Raw genomic sequence first — 26,917 nt, 5'->3', positions numbered from 1 at the left:
AATTTACTCTAAATTATTCAATAAATTAGGGAGGAACGCGCGCATCATAGGGCAAAACGTCCGGCGCGCGAGGCGCTATCGCGGGATTTTTTTTGCCGTTACCCCTTGATGCAGGGCGGTGTGACCCCATCTTATTTGCATCCAACGTTGTTGAACCTGGGAAATAATCGGGCGGCGAAAACTTGAAAAGTTTATTTTCGGCCGCATATCAGGTTTACGACCACAACGAAATTGAACTTTTAGTGGAGATGTTTAGATGGGAAAAATCATTGGTATCGACTTGGGTACGACCAACTCCTGCATCGCAATTATCGAAGGCAGCAAACCTCGCGTACTTGAAAACAGCGAAGGCGATCGTACGACTCCTTCCATCATTGCCTATACGCAGGATGGTGAAATTCTGGTTGGCCAACCGGCTAAACGTCAGTCCGTCACTAACCCGCAAAATACCTTGTTCGCCATCAAGCGTCTGATCGGCCGTCGTTTCAAGGATGAAGAAGTGCAGCGCGATGTTAGCATCATGCCGTACAAAATCATCGCGGCTGACAATGGCGACGCCTGGCTGGAAGTCAAAGGCCAGAAAATGGCGCCGCCGCAGATTTCCGCTGAAATCCTCAAGAAGATGAAAAAGACCGCGGAAGATTATCTGGGCGAACCGGTCACCGAAGCGGTTATTACCGTACCGGCTTATTTTAACGATACGCAGCGCCAGGCGACCAAAGACGCCGGCCGTATCGCCGGTCTGGATGTTAAGCGTATCATCAACGAACCGACCGCAGCCGCGCTGGCCTATGGCCTCGACAAAGAAACCGGCAACCGCACCATCGCGGTGTATGACCTGGGCGGCGGGACGTTCGATATTTCGATTATCGAAATCGACGATGTCGATGGCGAAAAAACCTTTGAAGTCCTGGCGACCAACGGCGACACCCATTTGGGTGGTGAAGACTTTGACAGCCGCTTGATCAACTATCTGGTGGATGAATTCAAGAAAGATCAGGGTATCGATCTGCGCAACGATCCGCTGGCGATGCAGCGCCTGAAAGAAGCCGCTGAAAAAGCCAAGATCGAACTGTCTTCCGCGCAGCAGACCGACGTCAACCTGCCGTACATCACGGCCGACGGTTCCGGTCCGAAGCATATGAACCTGAAAGTGACCCGCGCCAAGCTGGAGTCGCTGGTGGAAGAGCTGGTCAATCGCACGCTTGAGCCGCTGAAAGTAGCGCTGAAGGATGCGGGCCTGTCGGTTTCGGACATCAAAGACGTTATCCTGGTGGGCGGGCAGACCCGTATGCCGCTGGTGCAGAAGAAAGTGACCGACTTCTTCGGCAAAGAGCCGCGTAAAGACGTTAACCCGGATGAAGCGGTCGCCATCGGTGCTGCGGTTCAGGGCGGTGTACTGGCCGGCGACGTGAAAGACGTGCTGCTGCTGGACGTGACCCCGCTGTCGCTGGGTATCGAAACCATGGGTGGCGTGATGACGCCGCTGATTGCCAAGAACACCACCATCCCGACCAAGCACAGCCAGGTGTTCTCCACCGCGGAAGACAATCAGTCCGCCGTGACCATCCATGTTCTACAGGGCGAACGTAAGCGCGCCGGCGATAACAAATCCCTGGGCCAGTTCAACCTGGACGGCATTGCGGCGGCCATGCGCGGCACGCCGCAGATTGAAGTGACGTTCGATATCGACGCCGACGGGATCCTGCATGTCTCCGCCAAGGACAAGAACAGCGGCCGCGAACAGAAGATCACCATCAAGGCTTCCTCGGGTCTGAACGAAGAGGAAATCCAGAAAATGGTACAGGAAGCGGAAGCCAATGCCGAATCCGACCGCAAGTTTGAAGAGCTGGTGCAGACCCGTAACCAGGCCGATCATCTGCTGCACAGCACCCGTAAGCAGCTGGAAGACGCGGGCGACAAACTGCCGGCGGACGACAAGACCGCTATCGAGGAAGCGCTGAAAAATCTCGACACCGCGCTGAAAGGCGAGGATAAAGCCGACATCGAAGCGAAAATGCAGGCGCTTATTCAGGTCTCCGGCAAACTGCTCGAAGTGGCTCAGCAGCAGGCTCAGGCGGCGGGCGAAGGCGGCGCGGACGGCAGCGCCAAGGCGGACGACGATGTGGTCGACGCCGAATTTGAAGAAGTTAAAGACAAAAAATAATCGCCCTGAATGGGCACGGCGGCGGCGCACACCGCCGCTGCTGGCAACAGGCACGGGCGTCGAGGCAACTCTGCGCCCGTGCAAGCATGTTGAGGGCAGGAAGAGACGACGATGGCGAAATCAGACTACTACGAGATTTTAGGCGTTTCCCGGGATGCGGAAGAGCGTGAAATCAAAAAGGCCTATAAACGCCTGGCGATGAAATTCCACCCGGATCGCAACCCAGGGAATGCCGAAGCCGAAGCGAAATTCAAAGAGATCAAAGAAGCCTATGAAGTGCTGACCGACGCGCAAAAGCGCGCCGCCTACGACCAATATGGTCATGCGGCCTTTGAACAGGGCGGCATGGGCGGCGGCGGTTTCGGCGGCGGCGCCGGCGGCGCGGATTTCAGCGATATATTCGGCGATGTTTTTGGCGACATCTTTGGCGGCGGCCGGCGCCAGCGCGCCAGCCGGGGCGCGGATTTACGCTATAACATGGAGCTTTCCCTTGAGGAAGCGGTGCGCGGCGTTACCCGCGAAATTCGTATCCCTACGCTTGAAGAGTGCGATGTCTGCCACGGCAGCGGCGCGAAGCCGGGCACTTCGGCGGTGACGTGTCCGACTTGTCACGGCCAGGGCCAGGTGCAGATGCGCCAGGGTTTTTTCGCCGTACAGCAGACCTGTCCCACCTGTCAGGGGCAGGGTAAGATCATTAAAGATCCTTGCACCAAGTGTCACGGCCATGGCCGGGTAGAGAAATCCAAGACGCTGTCGGTGAAGATCCCGGCCGGCGTGGATACCGGCGATCGCATCCGCTTAACGGGCGAGGGCGAAGCCGGCGAGCATGGGGCGGGCGCGGGGGATCTGTACGTACAGGTCCAGGTGCGGAAACATCCCATTTTTGAACGTGAAGAAAACAACCTTTACTGTGAAGTGCCGATCAACTTCGCCATGGCGGCGCTGGGCGGCGAGATCGAAGTCCCGACGCTCGACGGCAGGGTCAAGCTGAAAGTGCCGGCGGAAACGCAGACCGGTAAATTATTCCGTATGCGCGGCAAAGGCGTGAAATCCGTGCGTGGCGGGTCGCAAGGCGATTTGCTGTGCCGGGTCGTGGTGGAAACGCCCGTAAAACTCAACGAGCGTCAGAAACAGCTACTGCGCGAGCTGGAAGAGAGCTTTGGTGGACCGAGCGGCGATCAGAACAGTCCGCGCTCGAAAAGCTTTCTCGACGGTGTGAAAAAGTTTTTTGACGATTTGACCCGCTGATAGGCTCCGCCTCTGGCGCGGCGCAAATCTCCCCGGCCCTGCGCCGGGTTTTTTTTGCCGCGCCGGCGGCGCCCTAAGCGGATTTTCGTCGGCACGGCGGGCGGTTTTCATTTACCCCCGCCGTCGCCTGCCGCACAATAATCCCTTCTCCGCCAAAATCGAGGATCGTTATGTTCGCTGCGCCTTTACGCCGCATGTTTGCCCACCCGGCCGCCGGCGGCGTCTTGCTTTTCGTCGCTGCGCTTGCCGCTATTGTGATGGCCAATACCGACGCCAGCGCGCTCTATGACGCCATCATTCATTTTCCCGCACGGCCCGAGGGCGACACCGCTGCGCATCTGACCGTGCAGCTGATCGTTAACGATGGCCTGATGGCGGTGTTTTTCTTGGCCGTCGGTCTGGAAGTCAAATACGAACTGTTGCAGGGGGCGCTCAATAGCCGCGCGCGGGCGGCGTTTCCCGCCATTGCCGCGCTGGGGGGAATGGCGGCGCCGGCGTTGATTTATAGCCTGGTCACCGCCAGCGCGCCGGCATTGCGCGCCGGCTGGGCGATTCCGGCCGCCACCGATATCGCCTTCGCCGTCGGCGTGCTGGCCCTGTTGGGAACGCGGGTGCCGGCCAGCCTGAAAGTGTTTTTGCTGGCGCTGGCGATTATTGATGATCTTGGCGCGATAGTGATTATCGCGCTGTTCTACAATAGCGCGCTTAATCCGCTGGCGCTGGCCGCGGCAGCGGGCATCATCGGGGTAATGGCGCTGATGAATCGCGCCAACGTCCGGTCTCTCGCGCTTTACCTGCTGTTGGGGGCGGCACTGTGGGGCTGTATCCTGCTTTCGGGGATTCACGCCACGCTCGCCGGCGTGATAGTGGGGGGGCTTATCCCGCTCACGCTGCCGGCAACCGGCACATCGCCAGCGCGCGCCCTGGAGCACCGGCTGCAGCCGTGGGTGGTGTATTTGATTTTGCCGCTATTTGCTTTCGCCAACGCCGGTATCTCGCTGCGGGGCGTAGCGCCGGGGCATTTGGTCTCACTGCTGCCGTTGGGGATTGCCGCCGGGCTGGTGGTCGGCAAACCGCTGGGGATAGTGCTGTTTACCGCCGCGGCGGTGAAGCTTAGACTGGCCCGGCTGCCCGCCGGCATGGCATTTCGCCACATTGCCGCGGCGGGGGTGCTGTGCGGTATCGGGTTTACGATGTCGATTTTTATCGCCAATCTGGCGTTCGGGCAGGGGGATCCGACCACCATCGTGCTGGCGAAGGTCGGTATTTTATCCGGCTCGGTGACCGCGGCGCTTTTGGGCTACCTGCTGCTGCGCGCGGTCCTGCCGCGGCCGCAGGGGAGCGCGGCGTCTGTCGCCCGGGCGTTGCCAGAGGAAGGCAATACCCGCGCCTAATCACAAGCCGCTAGCCGTAGACAGAGCCATTGCCAGGCCCGCTTGCGCGCCAGAAGATAGAGCGATCGAGGCCGTTTCGTTTGCGCCCGACGTGCGTTTAACGGCGATTTGCGGGCATAAAAAAACCGGCCAGGGCCGGTTTTCTCAACAAAGCACAACGTTACCGCAATTACTGCATGGCGTTGATTTGCGCGGTCAGGTTCGATTTATGACGTGCAGCTTTGTTTTTGTGGATCAACCCTTTGCTGGCCTGACGGTCAACAATCGGTTGCATGGCAGAAAACGCATTCTGCGCAGCTTCTTTATCGCCAGCGGCGATAGCAGCGTAAACCTTTTTCACAAAGGTGCGCATCATGGAGCGACGGCTTGCATTATGCTGACGACGCTTCTCAGACTGTACGGCGCGTTTCTTAGCTGATTTGATATTAGCCAAGGTCCAACTCCCAAACTTGTTCTATGAGACAATTCAAAGGCCGAGGAATATGCCCGTTCGGTCTTCTTTTGTCAATGGATTTGTGCAAATAAGCGCCGCTTAAACGCGCGACGCCTGTTACAATGTGATGGCGCAAGATTCTATCAGTTTCCGCCGACACAATACAGTGCTTCATGCGAAAAAAGCGTTTACCGGCGTGCTGAGCCGGCGGTTCGGCCACGGGCAAGGGTGGACGCGCCGCCCACCGGCGTTTCGCGGCAGCATAACCTGCGTGAAAACAGGGCGGGGGCGAAATAAGCGCGGCTTTCTCTGCGCGCAATGTCAAAGATTGGAATCGCGGGTTAACCTTAGCGGCGGTACAAGGTATAATCCGCCGATTTCCACTGTTTTAGGTGTCTTGAGCCGGCTATGGAGCTTATTCGCGGCATACATAATTTACAGCCACGTCACCATGGGTGCGTGCTGACCATCGGCAATTTCGACGGCTTTCACCGCGGACACCAGGCGCTCATAGCAGAATTGCAGGCTGAGGGCCGCCGTCGCGGTCTACCGGTGATGGTGATGATTTTTGAGCCTCAGCCGCAGGAACATTTCGCCGGCGATGCCGCGCCGGCGCGCTTGACCCGGCTGCGCGACAAGGTGAAATACCTGGCGGCCGCCGGCGTGGACGCCGTGGTCTGCGTCACTTTCGACAAGCGGTTTGCGGCGCTTAGCGCCGGCGCTTTCGTAACGGATCTGCTGGTGCAAAAACTGGGCGTGCGTTTCATCGGCGTCGGCGACGACTTTCGCTTTGGCGCTCGGCGTCAGGGGGATTACGCCCTGCTCCAGCAGGCGGGGAAAGCGGCCGGATTCGAGGTGATGAGCACCGTCACCTACACCGAAGGCGGTCGGCGCATAAGCAGCACCGCCGTGCGTGAGGCGCTGGCGCAGGATCGTCTGGTGGAGGCGGAAATGCTGCTCGGGCATCCCTATCGCCTCTCCGGCCGCGTGGTGCATGGCGACGCGCTGGGGCGGACGATCGGCTTCCCGACCGCCAACGTGTCGTTGAAAGGGCGGCAGGCGCCCATCAACGGCGTGTATGCGGTGGAAGTTTACGGCATCGCCGACCGGCCGCTGCCCGGCGTGGCGAATATCGGCACCCGGCCCACGGTGGCCGGTTTGCGCCAGCGGCTGGAAGTGCATTTGCTGGATGTGGACATGAACCTGTACGGTTGCCATATCGAGGTGGTGATTCGCGCGAAAGTGCGCAATGAACAACGGTTTGCTTCGCTTGACGACTTAAAGCGGCAAATCGCGAATGATGTGGTGAGCGCCCGCGACTATTTCGGGCTGGCGACGCCTCAATAATGCTCAAACCGAAAACGGAACCGAGAATCGAATGACTGATTACAAAAATACCCTGAACTTGCCGGACACAGGGTTTCCCATGCGCGGCGATTTAGCCAAGCGTGAACCTGGCATGCTGCAACGCTGGTATGAACAGGATCTGTACGGGATTATTCGTCACGCCAGGAAGGGCAAGAAAACGTTCATTCTGCACGACGGCCCGCCGTATGCGAACGGCAGCATTCATATCGGTCACTCGGTCAATAAAATTCTTAAAGATATTATTATTAAATCCAAAGGGTTGATGGGCTATGACTCGCCATATGTCCCGGGTTGGGATTGCCATGGCCTGCCGATTGAGCTGAAGGTGGAACAACTGATCGGCAAGCCGGGCGAGAAGGTCAGCGCCGCGGAATTCCGCGCCGCCTGCCGCCGTTATGCCGCCGAACAGGTGGAGGGGCAGAAAAAGGATTTCATTCGTCTGGGCGTGCTTGGCGACTGGGAACACCCGTACCTGACGATGGATTTCACTACCGAGGCGAATATTATTCGCGCCCTCGGCAAGATTATCGCCAACGGCCATCTGCATAAAGGCGCCAAGCCGGTGCACTGGTGCATCGACTGCCGCTCCGCGCTGGCGGAGGCGGAGGTGGAGTATTACGACCGGACTTCGCCGTCCATCGATGTGGCTTTCGCGGCCGCAGACGCCGCCGCGGTCGCCGCCAAGTTCGGCATCGCTGATTTTACCGGTCAAGTGTCACTGGTTATCTGGACCACCACGCCGTGGACCCTGCCGGCCAACCGCGCCATCGCCGTCCATCCCGACTTCGACTATCAATGGGTCAAGGTTGACGGGCAAGCCTATATCCTGGCCGCCGATCTGGTGGACAGCGTCATGGCGCGCGCCGGCATCACGGGTTGGACGGTGCTCGGCAGCGCCAAAGGTAGCGCGCTGGAGCTGCTGCGGTTCCGTCATCCGTTCATGGGCTTCGATGTGCCGGTCATTCTGGGCCAGCACGTGACGCTGGACGCGGGCACCGGCGCGGTGCATACCGCCCCCGGCCATGGCCCCGACGACTATGTCATTGGCCAGCAATACGGTTTGGAGGTCGCCAATCCGGTCGGTGCCGATGGCTGCTATCTACCGGGTACGCTGCCGGCGCTGGACGGTTTGCAGGTGTTTAAAGCCAATGATGTGGTCATCGATCTGCTGCGCGACAGCGGCGCCCTGCTGCACGTGGAAAAGCTACAGCACAGCTATCCGCACTGCTGGCGCCATAAAACGCCGATTATCTTTCGCGCCACGCCGCAGTGGTTCGTCAGCATGGATCAGCGCGGCCTGCGTAAGCAGTCGCTGGCGGAGATCAAGGACGTGCAGTGGATCCCCGGCTGGGGCCAGGCGCGCATTGAGACCATGGTCGCCAACCGTCCCGACTGGTGCATTTCGCGTCAGCGCACTTGGGGCGTGCCGATGGCGCTGTTCGTGCATAACGAGACCGAAGCGCTGCATCCGCGCACTATTGAATTGATGGAAGCGGTGGCGCAGCGGGTTGAGCAGGACGGCATTCAGGCCTGGTGGGATTTGGATCCGGCCGAGATTTTGGGAGACGATGCCGCGCATTATCACAAAGTGCCGGATACCCTCGACGTTTGGTTCGACTCCGGCTCCACCCACTCCTCCGTGGTGGCGGTGCGGCCGGAATTTGAAGGCCATGCGCCCGACATGTATCTGGAAGGGTCTGACCAGCATCGCGGCTGGTTCATGTCGTCGCTGATGATCTCTACCGCCATGCACGGCAAGGCGCCGTATCGTCAGGTGCTGACCCACGGCTTTACCGTTGATGGGCAAGGCCGGAAAATGTCCAAATCGGTGGGCAACGTAGTCAGCCCGCAGCAGGTCATGGACAAGTTGGGGGCGGATATTCTGCGTCTGTGGGTCGCCTCCACCGATTACACCGGCGAGATGGCGGTGTCCGATGAGATCCTCAAGCGCTCCGCCGACGCCTATCGCCGCATCCGCAACACCGCCCGTTTCCTGCTGGCCAACCTGAACGGTTTTGATCCGGCGCGCCACAGCGTCAGCCCGGAGCAGATGGTGGTGCTGGATCGCTGGGCGGTGGGCCGGGCGCAGGCGGCGCAGGCGGAGATCGTCGCCGCTTACGACAGCTATGATTTCCATAATGTCGTGCAGCGCATGATGCAGTTCTGTTCCGTCGAGATGGGCTCTTTTTATCTGGATATCATCAAGGACCGTCAGTACACCACCAAAGCGGACAGTATCGCCCGCCGCAGCTGCCAGACCGCGCTGTATCATATCATTGAAGCCCTGGTGCGCTGGATGGCGCCTATCATGTCGTTTACCGCCGATGAGATCTGGGGCTTTATGCCGGGGGAACGGGCGCAGTATGTCTTTACCGAAGAGTGGTACGATGGCCTGTTCGGACTGGACGCCGCCCAGCCGTTGAACGATGCTTATTGGCAGACCCTGTTGCAGGTGCGCAGCGAAACCAACAAGGTTATCGAGCAGGCGCGGGCGGACAAGCGCATCGGCGGCTCACTGGAGGCTCGGGTCACGCTGTACGCGGAGCCGGAACTTGCCGCTTCACTGCGCGAATTGGGCGATGAACTCTACTTCGCGCTACTGACCTCAAGCGCGGTCGTGGCGGATTATGGCGACGCCGGCGATGACGCGGTGCAGTGCGAGGGGCTGAAAGGGCTGAAGATTGCCTTGGCAAAAGCCGAAGGGGAAAAATGCCCGCGCTGCTGGCATTATGAGACGGATATCGGTCAGCATGCCGATCATCCGGAAATTTGTGGTCGCTGTGTCACCAATGTGGCCGGCCCGGGCGAAGAGCGTAAGTTTGTCTGATGAATAAAACGATGATGTCCACGGGACTGCGCTGGCTTTGGCTGGCGCTGGTGGTTCTGGCGCTGGATCTCGGCAGCAAGCAGTGGGTCATGGCGCATTTCTGGCTCGGCGAGTCGGTGCCGGTTATCCCGTTTATTAATTTTACCTATGCCCACAATCCGGGCGCCGCCTTCAGTTTCCTGGCGGACAAGGGAGGATGGCAACGTTGGGCGTTTTCCGCCATAGCGGTGATCATCGCGGTGGTGCTGCTGGTCATGATGTATCGTTCAGATAAGCGGGCCAGGCTGTCTAACGCCGCCTATGCGATGATTATCGGCGGCGCGCTGGGCAATCTGTTCGACCGGATGGTGCATGGCGTGGTGATCGACTTTATTGATTTCTATGTTGGCGATTGGCACTGGCCCACGTTCAACGTGGCGGATGCAGGCATTTGCATTGGCGCCGTACTGATTGTGCTGGAGGGCTTTTGCCGTCCCGCCGGCAAAACCGCCAGGCAGAAAGGGTGAAGTGATGACCAATCACGCCGTACAACCGGACAGCGCGGTATTGTTGCATTTTGATCTTAAACTGGCGGACGGGCAGTTGGCCGATTCGACCCGGCGCGAGAACAAACCGGCGCTTTTTCGGCTCGGGGACGGCAGCCTGTCCGCCGAGTTGGAGCAGGCGCTGCTCGGCCTGCGGACGGGGGACCGGAAAAGCTTCTCCCTGGCGCCGGAGTCGGCGTTCGGTCCGTCCAATCCCGATCTCATTCAGTTTTATTCGCGCCGCAATTTTATTGAGACCGGCGTGCCGGACGTGGGTACCATTATGCTGTTTACCGGTATCAACGGCAGCGAAATGCCGGGGCTGATAAGCGACGTGGCGGACGACTCTATCACCGTCGATTTTAATCATCCGCTCGCCGGTAAAGTGGTCTGGTTCGATATTGAAGTACTGGCAATAGACCCGCAACTGGAGGCGACCGATGCGCATACTGCTGGCTAATCCGCGCGGATTTTGCGCCGGCGTTGACCGGGCAATCAGTATCGTTGAGCGCGCGCTGGAAATCTATGGCGCGCCCATCTATGTTCGCCATGAAGTGGTGCATAACCGCTATGTGGTCGACACGCTGCGCCAGCGGGGCGCGATTTTCATCGAGCAAATCGCTGAAGTGCCTGATGGCTCCATCCTGATTTTCTCCGCCCACGGCGTCTCCCAGGCGGTGCGGGCAGAGGCGCGCAGCCGCGATTTGACCGTGTTTGATGCTACCTGCCCGCTGGTGACCAAAGTGCATATGGAAGTCGCCCGCGCCAGCCGTAAGGGAACCGAGGCCATTCTGATTGGCCATACCGGTCATCCCGAAGTGGAAGGCACCATGGGGCAATACAACAACCCCGACGGCGGGATGTATCTGGTCGAATCGCCGGAGGATGTCTGGCGGCTTAACGTCAAAAACGTTGATAATCTGTGCTTTATGACCCAGACCACGCTATCGGTGGATGATACCTCTGACGTGATTGACGCGCTGCGCGCGCGGTTCCCCGCGATTATCGGGCCGCGCAAAGACGATATTTGCTACGCGACCACCAACCGCCAGGAAGCGGTGCGCAATCTGGCCGCCGATGCCGATGTGGTGCTGGTGGTCGGCTCGAAAAACTCCTCCAACTCCAACCGGCTGGCGGAACTGGCCCAGCGGGTTGGCAAGCCGGCCTATCTGATTGACAGCGCCGGCGACATCCAGGAAAGCTGGCTGCAGGGCACGCAGGCAATCGGCGTTACCGCCGGCGCCTCGGCGCCCGATATCCTGGTGCAGCAGGTGATCGAACGTCTGCGCTCGCTGGGCGCCGAAGACGCTGAAGAGCTCATCGGCCGCGAGGAAAATATCGTCTTTGAAGTGCCGAAAGAGCTGCGGGTCGACGTGAAGATGGTGGAGTAATGCCATCCTCGCCGTCTTGCCCAACGCTTTCGTAACGGCGAACCCTCCCAAGCCGCGGGTCAATCGAACCGGAATCGGTAGGTTGGCGCCCCGCGGGTGCCGGTGGCGACCTGCAGCAGTGCGCCGTCCAGCTCGCCGGGGGCCGCCAGCTGCTTACGCGCCGAGGTGATAAACAGCGTCGTGCCTCCGGGGCCGCCAAAGGCGCAGCAGCTGGGCTGCGTGACCGGCAGCGGCACATGCTCGGCGAGCGTAAGCGTACCGTGGCGGATACGGTAGCGGCTAAGACAGCCGTGGCCGAAGCGCGCGTTAATCAAATCCCCCTCATGACTGAGCGCCGACCCGTCGGGCGTCATATCGTCGGCGGCGTGGCTGCGCATCTCCTGCGGCAGAATTCCCAGGCCGCTGGCTGAGAAAAACACCTGCTCGGCGCTGTCGGCAAACCAGACGCGATCTTCATGCCAGGCGAGCGTGTTGGGAATGGTCATGGCGCCGGCCATTTTGACCGGCCGGGAATCGCCCGGGGCAAACCGATACCAGCCACCGAGGGGCGCCGCTTCGTTAACGTCCATGGTGCTGAACCACAGGGAACCATCAGGGGCGATGGCGGCCTCGTTGGGGCGGGTGCCGGCCGCGTCCCGCGGGTAGGGGCAGAGCAACGCCGGCGGCGCCTGGCAATCCTCCCAGTGATAAAGCAGGATACCCTGGTCGCTCACCAGTAAAAACAGTTCGCGACGCTCGGTCAGCAGTGCGGCGCTGAACAGCGGCGCGAGGCTGCGCTGCTCGATGGCATCCCGCTCCGGCCAATAGCGCAGTAACCGGCGTTGTAAAATATCGACCCACAACAGGGACCGACTCTGGCTGCACCAGACCGGGGATTCCCCCAGCTCGGCGCGATAATCGCCCACCGGACGCACTTGACCGCTAAAAAGCGTCTCCATCCTGACCTCATCTTTGGCTTGCCGATAAGCGCTAAGTGTAGCGGCTTTACGCGATGGGGAAAGCGTAAAAGCGCATTGGCTATGAATAAACATTCAAATTGCGCAGCGTGGCGCAAAAAAAATGTCGTCGGCTAGCGGCCTAGCTCATCCTTTGCGCGGCCGAGCGCAAATTTATCATCACCACGGATTTCTGCTGGCGGCGGCGCGCCGGCACGGTTAACCTGAGAATAACCGACAAGATAAAAAAGTGAGAGGATCCATGAGCAACACACCAATCCGCATCGCGGTCGCCGGCGCGGGTGGCCGGATGGGGCGCCAGCTAATCCAGGCGGTGGCGCAGTCGGAACAGGCGGCGCTGGGCGCGGCGTTAAGCCGCGACGGTTCGGGATTGTGCGGGATGGACGCCGGTGAGCTGGCCGGTATCGGCGCCCTCGGCGTTACGATAAGCGACGACCTCACGGCGGTAATAGAGGATTTTGATGTCCTCATTGATTTTACCCGACCCGACGCTAGCCTGGCGTACCTGGAGTTTTGCCGTCAGCATCGCAAAGGCATTGTCATCGGCACCACGGGGTTTAGCGATGCGCAGAAAGAGGCTATTCACGCGGCGGCGCAAGAGACGGGCATTGTTTTCGCCGCCAACTTCAGCGTCGGGGTCAATCTGATGCTTAAGTTGCTGGAAAAAGCGGCGCAGGTGATGGGGGAGGAGGCCGATATTGAAATTATCGAGGCGCATCATCGCCACAAAGTGGATGCCCCGTCAGGCACGGCGCTAGCCATGGGGGAAGCGATTGCCGGCGCCCTCGGGCGCGATCTTGCCGATTGCGCGGTGTACAGCCGTGAAGGCCATACCGGCGAGCGCAAAGCGAAAAGTATCGGCTTTGCCACGGTGCGGGCCGGTGACATCGTGGGTGAGCATACCGCCATGTTTGCCGAGGTCGGCGAGCGCCTGGAGATCGCCCATAAAGCGTCAAGCAGAATGACTTTCGCCAGCGGAGCGGTGCGTGCCGCCGTTTGGCTTTCGGGCCAGAAAAAGGGCCTTTTTGATATGGTCAATGTGCTTGGTCTTGACAAATTATAGGGTTTCTTCTGAATTATTTTCTTCATATGACCTTATTAACTGATTGTTTATATTAAATAATTATGGATGTGTTGCTTAAGTGGTCTGGTTTTTGCCTATTTAAGTTGATTCCCTCGTAAAACCCCCTTTTTTTAACATTAAGCGGGGGATTATACGGCGCCATCTGCGGTTTCCGCCGCCAAAAGGCGCCGAAGAGCACCGCTTGCCGCTCTGGCGCCATCAAAATAGCGGGCAACCGTTTTCCTGGGCTGTTTTATCCTCTTTTTTACGCTGTTCATGCCCGCATTACGCTAAAGCGGACGAAAGCAGATAAAAAATATCCCTTTAGGGTAGACAAACTACAGGGTCATCTTTAAAATGCGCCCAATTTGCCAAAATTCTACCTTACAGGTGATTTTTGCATTGATTCATGCCGTTTGAATGAATTAATATGCAAATATAATGACTGAATATTCCTTGGAGGGTGTTTTGATAAAGTCAGCGCTGTTGGTTCTGGAAGACGGAACCCAATTCCACGGTCGGGCCATTGGGGCAGAGGGCACGGCGGTGGGGGAAGTGGTTTTCAATACGTCAATCACTGGTTATCAAGAAATCCTCACTGATCCTTCCTATTCTCGCCAAATCGTTACTCTCACTTATCCCCATATCGGCAATGCCGGCACCAATGAAGCAGACAACGAATCCCCCCGCGTGCAGGCGCAGGCGCTGGTGATCCGCGACCTGCCCCTCATCGCCAGCAACTTTCGCGATACGCTGTCGCTCTCGGATTATCTGAAGCAGCAGAATATTGTCGGCATCGCCGATATCGATACCCGTAAGCTGACGCGTCTGCTGCGGGAAAAAGGGGCGCAAAACGGCTGCATCATCGCCGGCGATAATCCGGATGCGCAACTGGCGCTGCGCAAAGCCCGCGAATTCCCCGGCCTGAACGGCATGGACCTGGCGAAAGAGGTGAGTACCACCGAACAATACAGCTGGACTCAGGGCAGTTGGACTCTGGACGGGGGATTACCCGCGCCGGCGACCGACCTGCCTTATCATGTGGTGGCTTATGACTACGGGATCAAGCGCAATATCATGCGCATGCTGGTGGATCGGGGCTGCCGCTTGACGGTGGTGCCGGCACAGACGCCGGCTGAAACGGTGCTGGCCATGAACCCTGATGGCATTTTCCTGGCCAACGGCCCGGGAGATCCGGCGCCCTGCGATTATGCGATCGCCGCCATCCAAACCTTCCTCACCACCGATATTCCGCTGTTCGGCATTTGCCTGGGCCATCAATTGCTGGCGCTGGCCAGCGGCGCCAAGACGGTAAAGATGAAATTCGGTCACCACGGCGGCAACCATCCGGTAAAAGATTTGGCGGCCGATCGGGTGATGATCACCGCCCAGAACCACGGCTTCGCGGTGGATGAAAAAACGCTGCCCGCCACGCTCCGGGTCACCCATACCTCACTGTTTGACGGCACGCTTCAGGGCCTGCACCGCACCGACAAACCGGCGTTCAGTTTCCAGGGGCATCCCGAGGCCAGCCCCGGCCCGCACGACGCCGCACCGCTGTTCGACCATTTTATCGAGCTCATCAACGCTTATCGCTCACAGCCTAACGTATCAGGAGCCTGAGATGCCAAAACGTACCGATATAAAAAGTATCCTGATCCTGGGCGCCGGCCCCATCGTTATCGGCCAGGCGTGCGAGTTCGATTATTCCGGCGCGCAAGCGTGCAAGGCCCTGCGCGAAGAGGGCTATCGCGTGGTGCTGGTGAACTCCAACCCCGCCACCATTATGACCGACCCCGACATGGCCGATGCGACCTATATCGAGCCTATTCACTGGGAAGTGGTGCGCAAAATAATCGAAAAAGAGCGGCCGGATGCGCTGTTGCCAACCATGGGCGGCCAGACGGCGCTCAACTGCGCCCTGGAGCTCGAGCGTGAAGGGGTGCTGAAAGCGTTCGGCGTGGAGATGATCGGCGCCACCGCTGACGCGATCGACAAGGCGGAAGACCGCCAGCGTTTCGACAAGGCGATGAAAAAAATCGGCCTGGAAACCGCGCGCTCCGGCATTGCCCATACCATGGACGAGGCGCTGGCGGTGGCGGCGGATGTCGGCTTCCCCTGCATTATCCGCCCCTCGTTCACCATGGGCGGCACCGGCGGCGGCATTGCCTATAATCGCGAAGAGTTTGAAGAGATTTGCGAGCGCGGTCTGGATTTGTCCCCCACTACCGAACTGCTGATCGATGAGTCTCTCATCGGTTGGAAAGAGTATGAGATGGAGGTGGTGCGCGATAAGAAAGATAACTGCATCATCGTCTGTTCTATCGAGAACGTCGATCCGATGGGTATCCACACCGGTGACTCGATAACCGTCGCGCCGGCGCAGACTCTGACCGATAAAGAGTACCAAATCATGCGTAATGCCTCGATGGCGGTATTGCGCGAAATCGGTGTGGAAACCGGCGGCTCTAACGTCCAATTTTCGGTCAATCCGAAAACCGGCCGGCTTATCATTATCGAGATGAACCCGCGCGTTTCCCGCTCCTCCGCGCTGGCGTCCAAGGCGACCGGCTTCCCCATCGCCAAAGTTGCCGCCAAGCTGGCGGTGGGATATACCCTCGATGAATTGATGAACGACATTACCGGCGGCCGCACGCCGGCCTCCTTCGAGCCGTCCATCGACTATGTGGTGACCAAGATCCCGCGCTTTAACTTCGAGAAATTCGCGGGTACCAACGACCGTTTGACCACGCAGATGAAATCGGTGGGTGAAGTCATGGCCATCGGCCGCACCCAGCAAGAGTCGCTGCAAAAAGCGCTGCGCGGGCTGGAAGTGGGCGCCAGCGGCTTCGATCCCAAGGTCAATCTCGACGATCCTGAAGCGTTGACCACCCTGCGGCGCGAGCTGAAGGATGCCGGCGGCGAGCGTATCTGGTATGTGGCGGACGCCTTCCGCGCCGGCATGTCGGTGGACGGTGTGTTCAACCTGACCAATATCGATCGCTGGTTCCTGGTGCAAATCGAGGAGCTGGTCAAGCTGGAGAACGACGTGGCGGAGCGAGGCGTCACCGCCCTTAGCGCCGATTACCTGCGCCAGTTGAAACGCAAGGGCTTTGCCGATGCGCGGCTGGCCGCTCTGGTGGGCGTGGCGGAGGCGGAAATTCGCAAATTACGCGAAAGCTACAATCTGCACCCGGTCTATAAGCGGGTGGATACCTGCGCCGCCGAGTTCGCCACCGATACCGCCTATATGTACTCGACCTACGATGAGGAGTGTGAATCCCAGCCTCATCAGGATCGCGAGAAAATCATGGTGCTGGGCGGCGGCCCGAACCGGATAGGCCAGGGCATCGAGTTTGACTACTGCTGCGTACACGCCTCGCTGGCGCTGCGGGAAGACGGTTACGAGACCATCATGGTCAACTGTAACCCCGAAACGGTTTCCACCGATTACGACACCTCGGATCGTCTTTATTTCGAGCCGGTGACGCTGGAAGACGTGCTGGAAATCGTGCGTATCGAAAAGCCCAAGGGCGTCATCGTACAGTACGGCGGCCAGACGCCGCTGAAACTGGCCCGCGCGCTGGAAGCCGCCGGCGTGCCGGTGATTGGCACCAGCCCCGATGCCATCGACCGGGCAGAAGATCGGGAGCGTTTTCAGCAGGCGGTTGAGCGTTTGGGGCTGAAACAGCCGGCCAACGCCACCGTCACCACCATTGACCTGGCGGTGGAAAAAGCCGCCACTATCGGTTATCCGCTGGTGGTGCGCCCCTCTTATGTCCTGGGCGGCAGGGCGATGGAAATTGTTTACGACGACACGGACCTGCTGCGCTACTTCCACAGCGCGGTTAGCGTGTCCAATGATGCGCCGGTGCTGCTTGACCGTTTCCTGGATGATGCGGTAGAAGTGGATGTCGATGCGGTTTGCGATGGCGAAAACGTGCTGATTGGCGGCATCATGGAGCACATCGAGCAGGCCGGGGTGCACTCCGGCGACTCGGCCTGTTCGCTGCCGGCGTATACGCTGAGCCGTGAAATTCAGGATGTCATGCGCCAGCAGGTGGAGAAACTGGCGTTTGAGCTGCAGGTCAGGGGGCTGATGAACGTCCAGTTCGCGGTGAAGGATAACGAGGTGTACCTCATTGAGGTCAACCCCCGCGCCGCGCGCACGGTGCCGTTTGTTTCCAAGGCCACCGGCGTAGCCCTGGCGAAGGTGGCCGCCCGGGTAATGGTCGGCAAATCCTTGGTGGCGCAGGGAGTGACGCGCGAAGTCATTCCCCCCTACTACTCGGTGAAAGAGGTGGTGCTGCCGTTTAACAAATTCCCGGGCGTGGACCCGATTCTGGGGCCGGAGATGCGCTCCACCGGCGAGGTCATGGGCGTGGGGCGGACCTTCGCCGAAGCGTTCGCCAAGGCGATGCTCGGCAGCCAGTCGCGCATGAAGAAAAGCGGCCGTGCGCTGCTGTCGGTGCGTGAAGGCGACAAAGACCGGGTGGTAGACTTGGCGGCCAAGCTGCTGAAACACGGCTTTGAGCTGGACGCTACCCACGGCACGGCGGTGATCCTGGGCGAGGCCGGTATCAATCCGCGTCTGGTGAATAAAGTCCATGAGGGTCGGCCGCATATTCAGGACCGGATCAAAAACGGCGAATACAGCTACATCGTGAATACCACCGCCGGCCGCCAGGCGATTGAGGATTCCAAACTCATCCGGCGCAGCGCCTTGCAGTATAAAGTCCATTACGACACGACGCTGAACGGCGGGTTCGCGACCGCGATGTCCCTCAACGCCGACGCCACCGCCCAGGTAATTTCCGTGCAGGAAATGCACGCGCAAATCATCGGCTAAATCCGCGTGTAACGGTGTTTAAAAGGGTGCGAAAGCATCCTTTTTTTATGGCTGTTTCGCTCCGGTTTAACCGATTTCCTTCTGTCGGCGCGGCGCTTTTAAGTGCTTTCTGAAATTTGTCACGCCTTGCAAAGCCAGCTATCGACGCCCTGGATCTCTTTCCGTATAGTGTCAGCAATTTTGTTGCCTGTAAGGGGTTTTATGATTATTAGCCTGATTGCCGCCCTGGCGGTAGATCGTGTGATTGGGATGGAAAATGCCATGCCCTGGCATCTTTCCGCCGATCTGGCCTGGTTTAAACGTAACACGCTCGACAAACCGGTTATCATGGGGCGCCGGACGTTTGAGTCCATCGGTAAGCCGCTGCCGGGAAGACACAATATCGTGCTGAGCAGCCACCCCGGCGATAATGACGACGTGACCTGGGTGTCAACGCCTGCGCAAGCGCTGACCGCGGCGGGTGCGGTGGCAGAAGTGATGGTCATCGGCGGGGGGAAAGTTTATGAGAGCTTTTTGCCGCAGGCCGGGCGGCTCTATCTGACCCATATCGATGCGGAAGTGGATGGCGATACCTGGTTTCCCGATTATGAGCCGGATGAATGGCAATCCACCTTCAGTGAATTCCATGACGCCGACGAGAAAAATACCCACAGTTACTGCTTTGAAGTATTGGAGCGCCGCGGCTGACGCGCCTTGTCTCCGAACGCCGCGCGTGACGTGCGACCCGACCTGTAGCGCCGCGGCTGATACGCAACCCGACCTGTAGCGCCGCGGCTGACGTGCGACCCGACCTGTAGCGCCGTGGCTGACGTGCGACTCGACCTGTAGCGCCGCGGCTGATGCGTGATTTGTGGCGTCGCCCGCGCCGGGGTTTAACGGCCAGACATCCATCAGGCCGCCGGGGTTGGCCTTAAGCGCTGATGGGATTTTCGATGCCGGTCTCGTTTTGCCGGTTGGAGGGCACGCGGGTAAAGGTTTTATCCTCCCAGCGCAGTAGAGTCAGTTCGCCGCCCCAACAGCAGCCGGTGTCGAGCCCGTAGATATTCGCCGGTGTTCCCTGCCCCATTAGCGAAGCCCAGTGGCCGAAAATGATGCTATAGCATTCGGGCACCGGCCCCGGCAGCGCAAACCAGGGCCGCAGCGGCGCCGGCGCTTTCTCCGGTATATCCTTGCAGTTCATTTCCAGCTGGCCGTTGGGAAAGCAGTAGCGCATGCGGGTGAACACGTTGGTACTGAACCGCAAACGCGCCAGACCGCTCAGCTCCGGGCTCCAGTTGTTCGGCATATCGCCGTACATGGCGTCGAGGAACAGCGGATAGCTGTCGCTGCTGAGCACCGCCTCTACTTCCCGTGCGCACTGGCGCGCCGTCGCGAGATCCCACTGCGGCGTGATGCCGGCGTGGGCCATCACCAATTTTTTCTCCTCATCCACCTGTAGCACCGGCTGGCGGCGCAGCCAGTTGATTAATTCATCGGCGTCCGGCGCTTCCAGCAGCGGTGTGATGCGATCTTTCGGCTTATTGCGGCTGATACCGGCATAGACCGCCAGTAAATGCAGATCGTGATTGCCCAGCACCATACGTACGCTATCGCCCAAACTGCGCACCAGACGCAGCACCTCTAGCGAACCGGGGCCGCGCGCGACCAGATCGCCGGTCAGCCACAGGGTGTCCAGCGCCGGATTGAACTCAACCTGCGCCAATAGGATTTTCAGCTCATCGAAGCAGCCGTGAATATCACCGATTAAATAAGTCGACATAGTTAGTTTATTAGAGAAGGGATCGCCAGGCGGAAGACGGGGATCGCAACGTGAAACCCTTCGCCCTGATCATCGACCATATCGTAATGGCCCTGCATGGTGCCGAGCGGGGTTTCCAACACCGCACCGCTGGTATATTGAAACTCGCCGCCGGGAAGGATGCGCGGCTTCTCGCCCACCACGCCTTCGCCCTGGACCTCGATCTCCTGGCCGTTGGCGTTGGTGATAAGCCAGTAACGCCCCATCAGCTGCACGGGGTGCCGTCCCAAATTGCGCAGCGTGATGGTATAGGCGAAAACGTAACGATCCTTTTCCGGCTGAGACTGGGTCTCTATGTACATGCTCTGAACCTGAACGCAGACACGGGGCGAGTTTATCATCAAAGCACTCCTGTTAGTCCTGTGAAACGGGGCGCTCCGCCAGCACGTTAGCCAACCGGCAGTAATGCTCAACGCTTAAATTTTCCGCGCGCAGCGTCGCGTCGATACCCTGTTCCGCCAACTGTTGCGCACTGAAAAGGTTGCCCAGACTGTTGCGCAGCGTCTTGCGGCGCTGGTTGAACGCCAGGCTGGTCAACGTGGCCAGTTTACTCAAATCGCGGACCGGGAACGGTAGCGTAGCATAGGGCACCAGCCGCACCACCGCCGAATCCACTTTCGGCGCCGGGCGGAACGAGGTCGGCGGCACTTCCAGCACCGGGATGATGTTGCAGTAGTACTGCGCCATCACGCTCAACCGGCCGTAGGCCTTGCTGTTCGGGCCCGCCACCAGCCGGTTGACCACCTCTTTTTGCAGCATAAAGTGCATATCGCGAATGGCATGAGTATAGCTGAAAAGGTGGAACATAAGCGGCGTGGAAATGTTGTAGGGCAGATTGCCGAACACCCGCAGCGGCTGGCCCCGTTCGGCGGACAGCGCGGCGAAATCCACCGTCATCGCGTCCTGCTGCACGATGTTGAGCTTGGACTGCAAGAAAGGATGGCTGGCCAGGCGGGCGGCCAAATCACGGTCAAGCTCGATAACGGTCATGGCGTCGATGCGCTCCGCCACTGGCTCGGTCAGGGCGCCCAGGCCGGGGCCGATTTCCACTATGGCTTGGCCGGGCTCGGGATGAATGGCGGCAACAATAGCATCAATAATTGAGCTATCGTGCAGAAAGTTCTGGCCGAAACGCTTGCGCGCCAGATGCCCCTGATGAACGCGGTTATTCATTACGATGTTTTATCATGTCGATGGCGAGATTAAGCGCCGTTTTGATACTGCCGGCCTCCGCCTGTCCCGACCCGGCCAGCTCCAGGGCGGTGCCGTGATCGACGGAGGTACGAATGAAGGGGAGCCCCAGCGTGATATTGACCGCCCGGCCGAATCCCTGATATTTCAGCACCGGCAGACCCTGATCGTGATACATCGCCAGCACCGCATCCGCCTGCTGTAAATATTTCGGTTGAAATAGGGTATCGGCAGGCAACGGACCGACCAGATTATACCCTTTGGCGCGCAGCGTATCCAGGGCAGGCGTGATCACTTCGATTTCTTCCCGGCCCATATGGCCGCCTTCGCCGGCGTGGGGATTAAGCCCGCAGACATAGATGCACGGCTCGGCGATACCGAATTGCCGCTTGAGATCCTGGACCAAAATCGTAATGACTTCATCCAGGGACTGGCGGGTGATGGCGCCCGGAACCGCCAGCAGCGGCAAGTGGGTGGTGGCGAGCGCGACGCGCAGCGACGCGGTGGCCAACATCATAACGACGCGATCGCGGCCGCTGCGTTCGGCGAAATATTCGGTATGGCCGCTAAACGGCAGGCCGCCGTCGTTAATAATGCCCTTATGCACCGGACCGGTGAGCAGCGCGGCGAACTCGCCGCTGAGGCAGCCGTCGCAGGCGCGGGCCAGGGTCGCTATCACATAATGGCTATTGGCGGCATTGAGTTCACCGGCAGTGACCGGCGCCGGCGCCTCGATGGCTAGCACCGTCAGCTCCCCAGCCTGGCGCGGCGTAGCCGGCTCTTCGGGACGGTAGGGGTGCAGCCGCAGCGGCAGGTTGAGCTGCCGCGCCCGCGCCGTTAACAGCGCCGGATCGGCGCAGATCACCAGCTCGACCGGCCACGCCTGCTGAGCCAGTAGGGCGACGAGATCGGGACCTATCCCGGCGGGTTCGCCGGGAGTGATGACAATGCGTTGGTTATTGCCCATTGTTGTCGATAATTTTCACATAGGCGGACGCGCGCTGCTCCTGCATCCAGGTTTGCGCCTCTTCGGCGAACTTACGGTTGAACAGCAGGCGATAGGCGCGGTCTTTCTGGGCGGCGTCGGTGCGGTCCACCTGACGGGTGTCGATAAGCTGAATCAAATGCCAGCCGAAGGACGAATGCACCGGCGTGCTGATTTCCCCTTTCTTCAGGTGCATCAGCGCATCGCGGAAGGCCGGGTCGAAGGCATCGGCGGAGCTCCAGCCCAGATCGCCACCCTGATTGGCGGAACCCGGATCCTCCGACAGCTGTTTAGCGGCGGCGCTAAAGCTGAGGCGACCGCTCTTGATTTGCGCCGCGATATCCTCAAGCTTGGCGCGAGCCTGCTGATCGGTCATCACCACCGAGGTGCGTAAAAGAATGTGGCGCGCATGTACTTCGGTCACCGCCACTTTCTGGTCGCCGCCGCGAATGTCGTTGACTTTCAGGATATGAAAACCGACGCCGGAGCGGATCGGGCCGACAATGCTGCCCTTCTGAGCGCCCTGCAAGCGCGCCGCGAACAGCGACGGCAGCTCTTCAAGTTTCCCCCAGCCCATTTGACCGCCTTTCAGCGCCTGCGGGTCAGCGGAGTAAGTGATTGCCAACTTGCCAAAGTCCGCGCCGCTCTTGCTCTGCTCGACTAACGAATTGGCCAGCGCTTCCGCTTTATCCACCTGATCCTGGCTCGGGTTTTCCGGCAGCGGAATCAGAATATGGCTGAGATTAAATTCCGCGCCGTTGCCGGTTTGGGCGGCGATCTGCTGCGCCAGCGACTCCACTTCCTGCGGCAAAATAGTCACGCGGCGACGAACTTCGCCGTTGCGCACTTCGGCAATCAGCATCTCTTTGCGGATTTGCGCCCGGTAGGTGTTGTAGTCCATGCCGTCATAGGCCAGGCGGCTGCGCAGCTGATCGAGGGTCATATGGTTCTGGGCGGCGATATTGCCGATGGCCTGATCCAGCTGCTCGTCGCTGATGGTGATGTTGGCGCGCTGCGCCAGTTGCAAAATAATGTTATCCATAATCAGCCGGTCGAGGATCTGGCGGCGCAGCGTCGCGTCGTCCGGCAGTTGTTGATTGGCTTCCTGCGCGCCGCGTTTCACCGTGGTCAGCATGCTGTTCACATCACTTTCCAGGACGACGCCGTTGTCCACTACGGCGGCAACTTTATCCACGACCTGCGGGGCGGCGAGGGCGCCTTGGGCGCACAGGGCGAGGCCGAGGATAAATGTTCTCCAGTTTTTCATAACTTTTCCATATATATCAGCCGCATATGCGGATTAAGTTCAATGTTTGCGTCGAGACTGCAGCATTAAAACGCCCGCTGATAGGGGAGAATGCCGGATCCCAGCATCTTATCCGTACCCAGGCCATAATTGCTGCTCAAACCGCGCAGTTCAATATTAAACGACACTTTGTTGTCGTACTGGCTGGAACTGTCGGTATTGTTCCAACCGGTGATCTTCCGCTCATAGCCCACATTGATAGCCCAGCAGCAGGTGTTGTATTGCAGGCCGACCAACTGATCCGCCGGCTGGTTGGCCTTGGTATCGTAATAATACGCGCCGACCAGCGACCAGCGGTCAACCAGTGGCCAACTGCCGGTGACCCCCACCTGCGAAATGCCCTGTTGATAGCCGGGATGGCTAATGTCGGACAGCATCTGCTCAATATATTGCGGGCTGGCGTAACGGTAGTTCAGCTGTAGGATGCGATTCTCGTCGCGCCGGTACTCCAGCACCGCATCGCCCAGCGCAACGCTGTTCAGACGGGAGTCATACTGCAGGCCGCCTCGGACCCCCCACTGATTGCTGATACGCCAGTAGCTATCTCCCGCCCAAACCACGCTGCCGGTATTATCATAATTATCCCAGGTACCGGTGATATCACCGGTACGGGGCCGCGAGAAGTAGTAGATTTGACCCACGGAGGCGTTAAATCGTTCCACGCGCTGATCGTCATAAATTCGGGTGGTCACGCCGCCCGCCAGTTGGTTGGCGGACGAAATACGGTCGAGGCCGCTGTAGGTGCGATCGCGGAACAGGCCGGAGTAGTCGGTTTGCAGGATAGTGGAGTCGTAAACGCCGATATCGTTCTGATTGCGATAGGGCACATACAGGTATTGCAGCCGCGGCTCCAGCGTCTGGGTGTAATCGGGCGCGTAATCCATATCGCGCTCGAACACCATCTTGCCGTCGGTTTTAAACTGCGGCAAAACCCGGTTGACCGAGCCCTTCAGGTGACGGCCGGTAGTGGTATTCTCGTTGTAATAATCGATATTTTCCTGCTGATAGTGTGTGGCCATCAGCTTGGCTTCGGTATTCAGACTGCCCCAGCGGTTGGCCAGCGGCAGGTTGAGCGTGGGCTCGATATGCAGCCGGGTGGCTTCGGGATAATCGTTGTTGACGTTGGTAAATTTGGCCGCCTGGCTGAATACCTTGAGGTCAAAGGGACCGATGTCGTTTTTATAGTAGGTCAAGTCGAACTGGGGCGCGGCGCGGTAAGCGTCGCTGCTATTGGTGTCAAACACCTGGAACTGCTTGTACGACAGGGCGGAATCCCAGTTTTCATCGGCATAGCCGAAGCTGAATTTTTGCGTGGCGTAGCCGTCGGTGGTACTGCCGTACTTGGAATCCAGATCGTCGAAATAGTTGGAGTCGCTGACTTTGGTGTAGTCGACGTTGAAACGCCACACCTGATCCATGACGCCGTTATGATGCCAATAGAGCAGCCAGCGGTCGCTATCGCCATCGCTGGCGTGTTCGCTGCTGTAAACGCGATCGTTGGGCAGCCAGTCGAATTCCACCAGCCCTTCGCCCGGGGTCGTCAGGTAGCGGAACTCGGTCTGGATCTGGGTGCCGCGTTTACTCATGTAATTCGGCGTGATAGTGGCGTCGTAGTTGGGCGCCAGGTTCAGGTAGTAGGGCGCGCTGAACTCGAAGCCGTTGTTACTGCCGTATTTTGCATTGGGGATAAGGAAACCGGAGCGGCGCTTGTCGCCCACCGGCATTTGCAAATACGGACTGTAGAAGACCGGCACCTTACCGATTTTAAAGCGCGCGTTCCAAATCTCGGCGACTTGCTCCTCGCGGTCGTGGATGACCTCCGAACCGACCACGCTCCAGCTGTCGTCCCCCGGCAGGCAGGAGGTAAAACTGCCGTTTTCCAATACCGTGTAGCGGTTATCGCCGCGCTGTTTCATGGTATCGGCGTCGCCGCGGCCCTGCCGGCCCACCATCTGGTAATTACCCTGATAGACGTCGGTATCTTTGGTGTTGAGATTAGACCAGGCTTTGGGGCCCTGCAGTTTGATCTCATTGCTGGCATAATTGACATTGCCGGTGGCGGTAACGGTACGCAGCGGCGCCTGGTTTTGCTCCTGACGCTGCGTGAGCTGCACTTCATCGGCGGTGAGCGTGCTGTTGCCTTGTTCAATATCCACGTTGCCGCTAAATAGCGCATGTTCGGGATAATTCGCCGCGGCTTTATCGGCCTGTATATGTACCGGCAGCGCGTTGGGGTCGCCATTGACAAGAGGTTTGGTATAGGCCGGCACGCCTAACAGGCATTGATCCGCCAGATCGGCCAGCGCCTGCTGGCTACAGAGAGCGGACCCGATAAGGCTGGCCAGCAGTGTGGGTAAACGTTTTTTCATAAGCGTTTTTCAGGTGTTCCGTCATCCAGGGCTTATCGCGGCAAACGGTCAGAGACTATATCACTCATTAGCGTTGCGCCAGTGTTAAATCCTGCCGTTTCGCCGCGCACCGTTAGGCTTAGCGTTAAATGACAGGTATGATAAAGCAATTTTGTACCGACGGCATGATGAATTGAGGAGTATATGCGTTATTGGGGTAAGCTGTTGGGCGTTATTGTGGCGATTTGGTCGGGCGGCGGTTTTTGGGCCATCGTATTGGGCCTGCTGATTGGCCATATGGTGGATAAGGCGCGGGGCGCCCGCGTGACCGGTCCCGGCTATTTTTCCGATCAACAAACCCGGCAAAACGTTTTTTTCCGCACCACTTTCCAGGTGATGGGCCATTTGACCAAGTCCAAAGGGCGGGTCACCGAGGCGGACATTGTCAACGCCAATCGGTTGATGACGCGGATGCAGCTGAATGATGCGCTAAAAAGCGCCGCACAGGAGGCGTTCCGCGAAGGGAAAGATAGCGATTTCCCGCTGCGCGGCCGGCTGCGCGAGTTTCGCCAGGTCTGCTTTGGCCGCTTCGATCTTATCCGCATGTTTTTGGAAATTCAAATCCAAGCGGCCTTCGCGGATGGTTCGCTGCACCCCAACGAGCGGCAGGTGCTGTACGTCATCGCCGAAGAGCTGGGCATCAGCCGCGGCCAGTTTGATCAGTTCCTCAGCATGATGGAGGGCGGCGCGCAGTTCGGCGGTCAGCATGAGTCTTACCAGGGCAGCTACCGCCAGCCGGGGCGGGCGCAGGGACCGACGCTGGAGGATGCCTGCAAAGTGCTCGGCGTCAGTCCCCAGGACGATGGCCCGACGATTAAGCGCGCCTACCGCAAGCTGATGAGCGAGCATCATCCCGACAAGCTGGTGGCGAAAGGGCTGCCGCCGGAAATGATGGAAATGGCCAAACAGAAAACGCAAGCGATCCAGCAGGCCTATGATCTCTTAAAGCGGGAAAAGGGCTTTCGCTAAGCGGTAAATGCCGCCCAGGGCTAACCGCCGGGCGCAGGCC

At 59.1% G+C, this 26,917-nt stretch carries 21 protein-coding genes; 13 read left to right on the top strand and 8 right to left on the bottom strand.

Going from position 1 to position 26,917, the window contains the following annotated elements; translation table 11 throughout:
• Positions 1–256 precede the first annotated feature (256 nt).
• The 3 genes from dnaK to nhaA all read left to right on the top strand — a co-directional run bounded on the left by dnaK (position 257) and on the right by nhaA (position 4,809).
• The gene (dnaK, locus tag SANT_RS17365) at positions 257–2,167 is read left to right on the top strand and encodes a molecular chaperone DnaK (RefSeq protein WP_025423527.1); all 1,911 of its coding nucleotides are present in this window, start codon (positions 257–259) and stop codon (positions 2,165–2,167) included.
• 111 nt (positions 2,168–2,278) lie between these two features.
• The gene (dnaJ, locus tag SANT_RS17360; RefSeq protein WP_025423526.1) at positions 2,279–3,415 is read left to right on the top strand and encodes a molecular chaperone DnaJ; all 1,137 of its coding nucleotides are present in this window, start codon (positions 2,279–2,281) and stop codon (positions 3,413–3,415) included.
• A 170-nt stretch (positions 3,416–3,585) separates the two neighbouring features.
• The gene (gene nhaA, locus SANT_RS17355; RefSeq protein WP_025423525.1) at positions 3,586–4,809 is read left to right on the top strand and encodes a Na+/H+ antiporter NhaA; all 1,224 of its coding nucleotides are present in this window, start codon (positions 3,586–3,588) and stop codon (positions 4,807–4,809) included.
• Between the two features lie 169 nt (positions 4,810–4,978).
• Here nhaA and rpsT read toward each other — a convergent pair whose 3' ends face one another.
• Complete coding sequence (gene rpsT / locus SANT_RS17350) at positions 4,979–5,242, bottom strand: 30S ribosomal protein S20 (protein ID WP_011410275.1); 264 nt, start codon at positions 5,240–5,242, stop codon at positions 4,979–4,981.
• A gap of 408 nt (positions 5,243–5,650) precedes the next feature.
• On the opposite strand from rpsT, the gene ribF reads away from it, so the two are divergent.
• From ribF to ispH, 5 genes are read left to right on the top strand one after another with little or no spacing between them, the layout of a single operon-like run.
• Complete coding sequence (gene ribF / locus SANT_RS17345; RefSeq protein WP_025423524.1) at positions 5,651–6,589, top strand: bifunctional riboflavin kinase/FAD synthetase; 939 nt, start codon at positions 5,651–5,653, stop codon at positions 6,587–6,589.
• 31 nt (positions 6,590–6,620) lie between these two features.
• On the top strand, positions 6,621–9,437 hold the full coding sequence (gene ileS, locus SANT_RS17340; protein ID WP_025423523.1) for an isoleucine--tRNA ligase: 2,817 nt from the start codon (positions 6,621–6,623) through the stop codon (positions 9,435–9,437).
• Positions 9,437–9,943 (top strand): signal peptidase II, encoded by a 507-nt coding sequence (lspA, locus tag SANT_RS17335; RefSeq protein ID WP_025423522.1) that lies wholly within the window; start codon positions 9,437–9,439, stop codon positions 9,941–9,943. The genes ileS and lspA overlap by 1 nt, the downstream gene beginning before the upstream one ends.
• 4 nt (positions 9,944–9,947) lie before the next feature.
• Positions 9,948–10,421, top strand: a complete 474-nt coding sequence (gene fkpB / locus SANT_RS17330; protein WP_025423521.1) for an FKBP-type peptidyl-prolyl cis-trans isomerase — start codon at positions 9,948–9,950, stop codon at positions 10,419–10,421.
• Positions 10,402–11,352 carry a 4-hydroxy-3-methylbut-2-enyl diphosphate reductase gene (gene ispH / locus SANT_RS17325; protein ID WP_025423520.1) on the top strand — a complete coding sequence of 317 codons (951 nt, stop codon included), beginning with the start codon at positions 10,402–10,404 and terminating at the stop codon, positions 11,350–11,352. The genes fkpB and ispH overlap by 20 nt, the downstream gene beginning before the upstream one ends.
• Before the next feature lie 59 nt (positions 11,353–11,411).
• On the opposite strand, the gene SANT_RS17320 is transcribed toward ispH, so the two are convergent.
• The gene (locus SANT_RS17320; protein ID WP_025423519.1) at positions 11,412–12,290 is read right to left on the bottom strand and encodes an SMP-30/gluconolactonase/LRE family protein; all 879 of its coding nucleotides are present in this window, start codon (positions 12,288–12,290) and stop codon (positions 11,412–11,414) included.
• A 259-nt stretch (positions 12,291–12,549) separates the two neighbouring features.
• Between SANT_RS17320 and dapB the strand changes: the two genes are divergently transcribed.
• From dapB to folA, 4 genes are all read left to right on the top strand, one after another.
• A complete protein-coding gene (gene dapB, locus SANT_RS17315; RefSeq protein WP_025423518.1) occupies positions 12,550–13,371 on the top strand; it encodes a 4-hydroxy-tetrahydrodipicolinate reductase in 822 nt (273 codons plus the stop codon).
• Between the two features lie 468 nt (positions 13,372–13,839).
• Positions 13,840–14,994, top strand: a complete 1,155-nt coding sequence (carA, locus tag SANT_RS17305; protein WP_200867309.1) for a glutamine-hydrolyzing carbamoyl-phosphate synthase small subunit — start codon at positions 13,840–13,842, stop codon at positions 14,992–14,994.
• A 1-nt stretch (position 14,995) separates the two neighbouring features.
• Positions 14,996–18,220: a carbamoyl-phosphate synthase large subunit gene (carB, locus tag SANT_RS17300; RefSeq protein ID WP_025423515.1), complete on the top strand. Its 3,225-nt coding sequence runs from the start codon at positions 14,996–14,998 to the stop codon at positions 18,218–18,220.
• Between the two features lie 201 nt (positions 18,221–18,421).
• The gene (gene folA, locus SANT_RS17295) at positions 18,422–18,907 is read left to right on the top strand and encodes a type 3 dihydrofolate reductase (protein WP_025423514.1); all 486 of its coding nucleotides are present in this window, start codon (positions 18,422–18,424) and stop codon (positions 18,905–18,907) included.
• Between the two features lie 223 nt (positions 18,908–19,130).
• On the opposite strand, the gene apaH is transcribed toward folA, so the two are convergent.
• The 6 genes from apaH to lptD form a co-directional block, all read right to left on the bottom strand.
• Positions 19,131–19,979: a bis(5'-nucleosyl)-tetraphosphatase (symmetrical) ApaH gene (gene apaH / locus SANT_RS17290; RefSeq protein ID WP_025423513.1), complete on the bottom strand. Its 849-nt coding sequence runs from the start codon at positions 19,977–19,979 to the stop codon at positions 19,131–19,133.
• A 2-nt stretch (positions 19,980–19,981) separates the two neighbouring features.
• Entirely contained in the window at positions 19,982–20,359 is a 378-nt protein-coding gene (gene apaG / locus SANT_RS17285; protein ID WP_025423512.1) for a Co2+/Mg2+ efflux protein ApaG, read from the bottom strand.
• Between the two features lie 13 nt (positions 20,360–20,372).
• Positions 20,373–21,191 (bottom strand): 16S rRNA (adenine(1518)-N(6)/adenine(1519)-N(6))-dimethyltransferase RsmA, encoded by an 819-nt coding sequence (gene rsmA / locus SANT_RS17280; RefSeq protein ID WP_025423511.1) that lies wholly within the window; start codon positions 21,189–21,191, stop codon positions 20,373–20,375.
• Positions 21,184–22,176: a 4-hydroxythreonine-4-phosphate dehydrogenase PdxA gene (gene pdxA, locus SANT_RS17275; protein WP_025423510.1), complete on the bottom strand. Its 993-nt coding sequence runs from the start codon at positions 22,174–22,176 to the stop codon at positions 21,184–21,186. The genes rsmA and pdxA overlap by 8 nt, the downstream gene beginning before the upstream one ends.
• Positions 22,166–23,461 carry a peptidylprolyl isomerase SurA gene (surA, locus tag SANT_RS17270; protein WP_025423509.1) on the bottom strand — a complete coding sequence of 432 codons (1,296 nt, stop codon included), beginning with the start codon at positions 23,459–23,461 and terminating at the stop codon, positions 22,166–22,168. Before surA ends, pdxA begins: the two co-directional genes overlap by 11 nt.
• 65 nt (positions 23,462–23,526) lie before the next feature.
• Positions 23,527–25,869, bottom strand: coding sequence for an LPS assembly protein LptD (lptD, locus tag SANT_RS17265; protein ID WP_025423508.1), 2,343 nt, complete (start codon positions 25,867–25,869; stop codon positions 23,527–23,529).
• A gap of 183 nt (positions 25,870–26,052) precedes the next feature.
• On the opposite strand from lptD, the gene djlA reads away from it, so the two are divergent.
• Positions 26,053–26,877 (top strand): co-chaperone DjlA, encoded by an 825-nt coding sequence (gene djlA, locus SANT_RS17260; protein ID WP_025423507.1) that lies wholly within the window; start codon positions 26,053–26,055, stop codon positions 26,875–26,877.
• The last annotated feature ends 40 nt before the right edge of the window (positions 26,878–26,917 follow it).

The organism is Sodalis praecaptivus (assembly GCF_000517425.1).
Lineage (GTDB): Bacteria > Pseudomonadota > Gammaproteobacteria > Enterobacterales > Enterobacteriaceae > Sodalis_A > Sodalis_A praecaptivus.
Note: the sequence above shows the minus strand (reverse complement) of the source record. Positions and strands in the feature narration are given on the sequence as shown.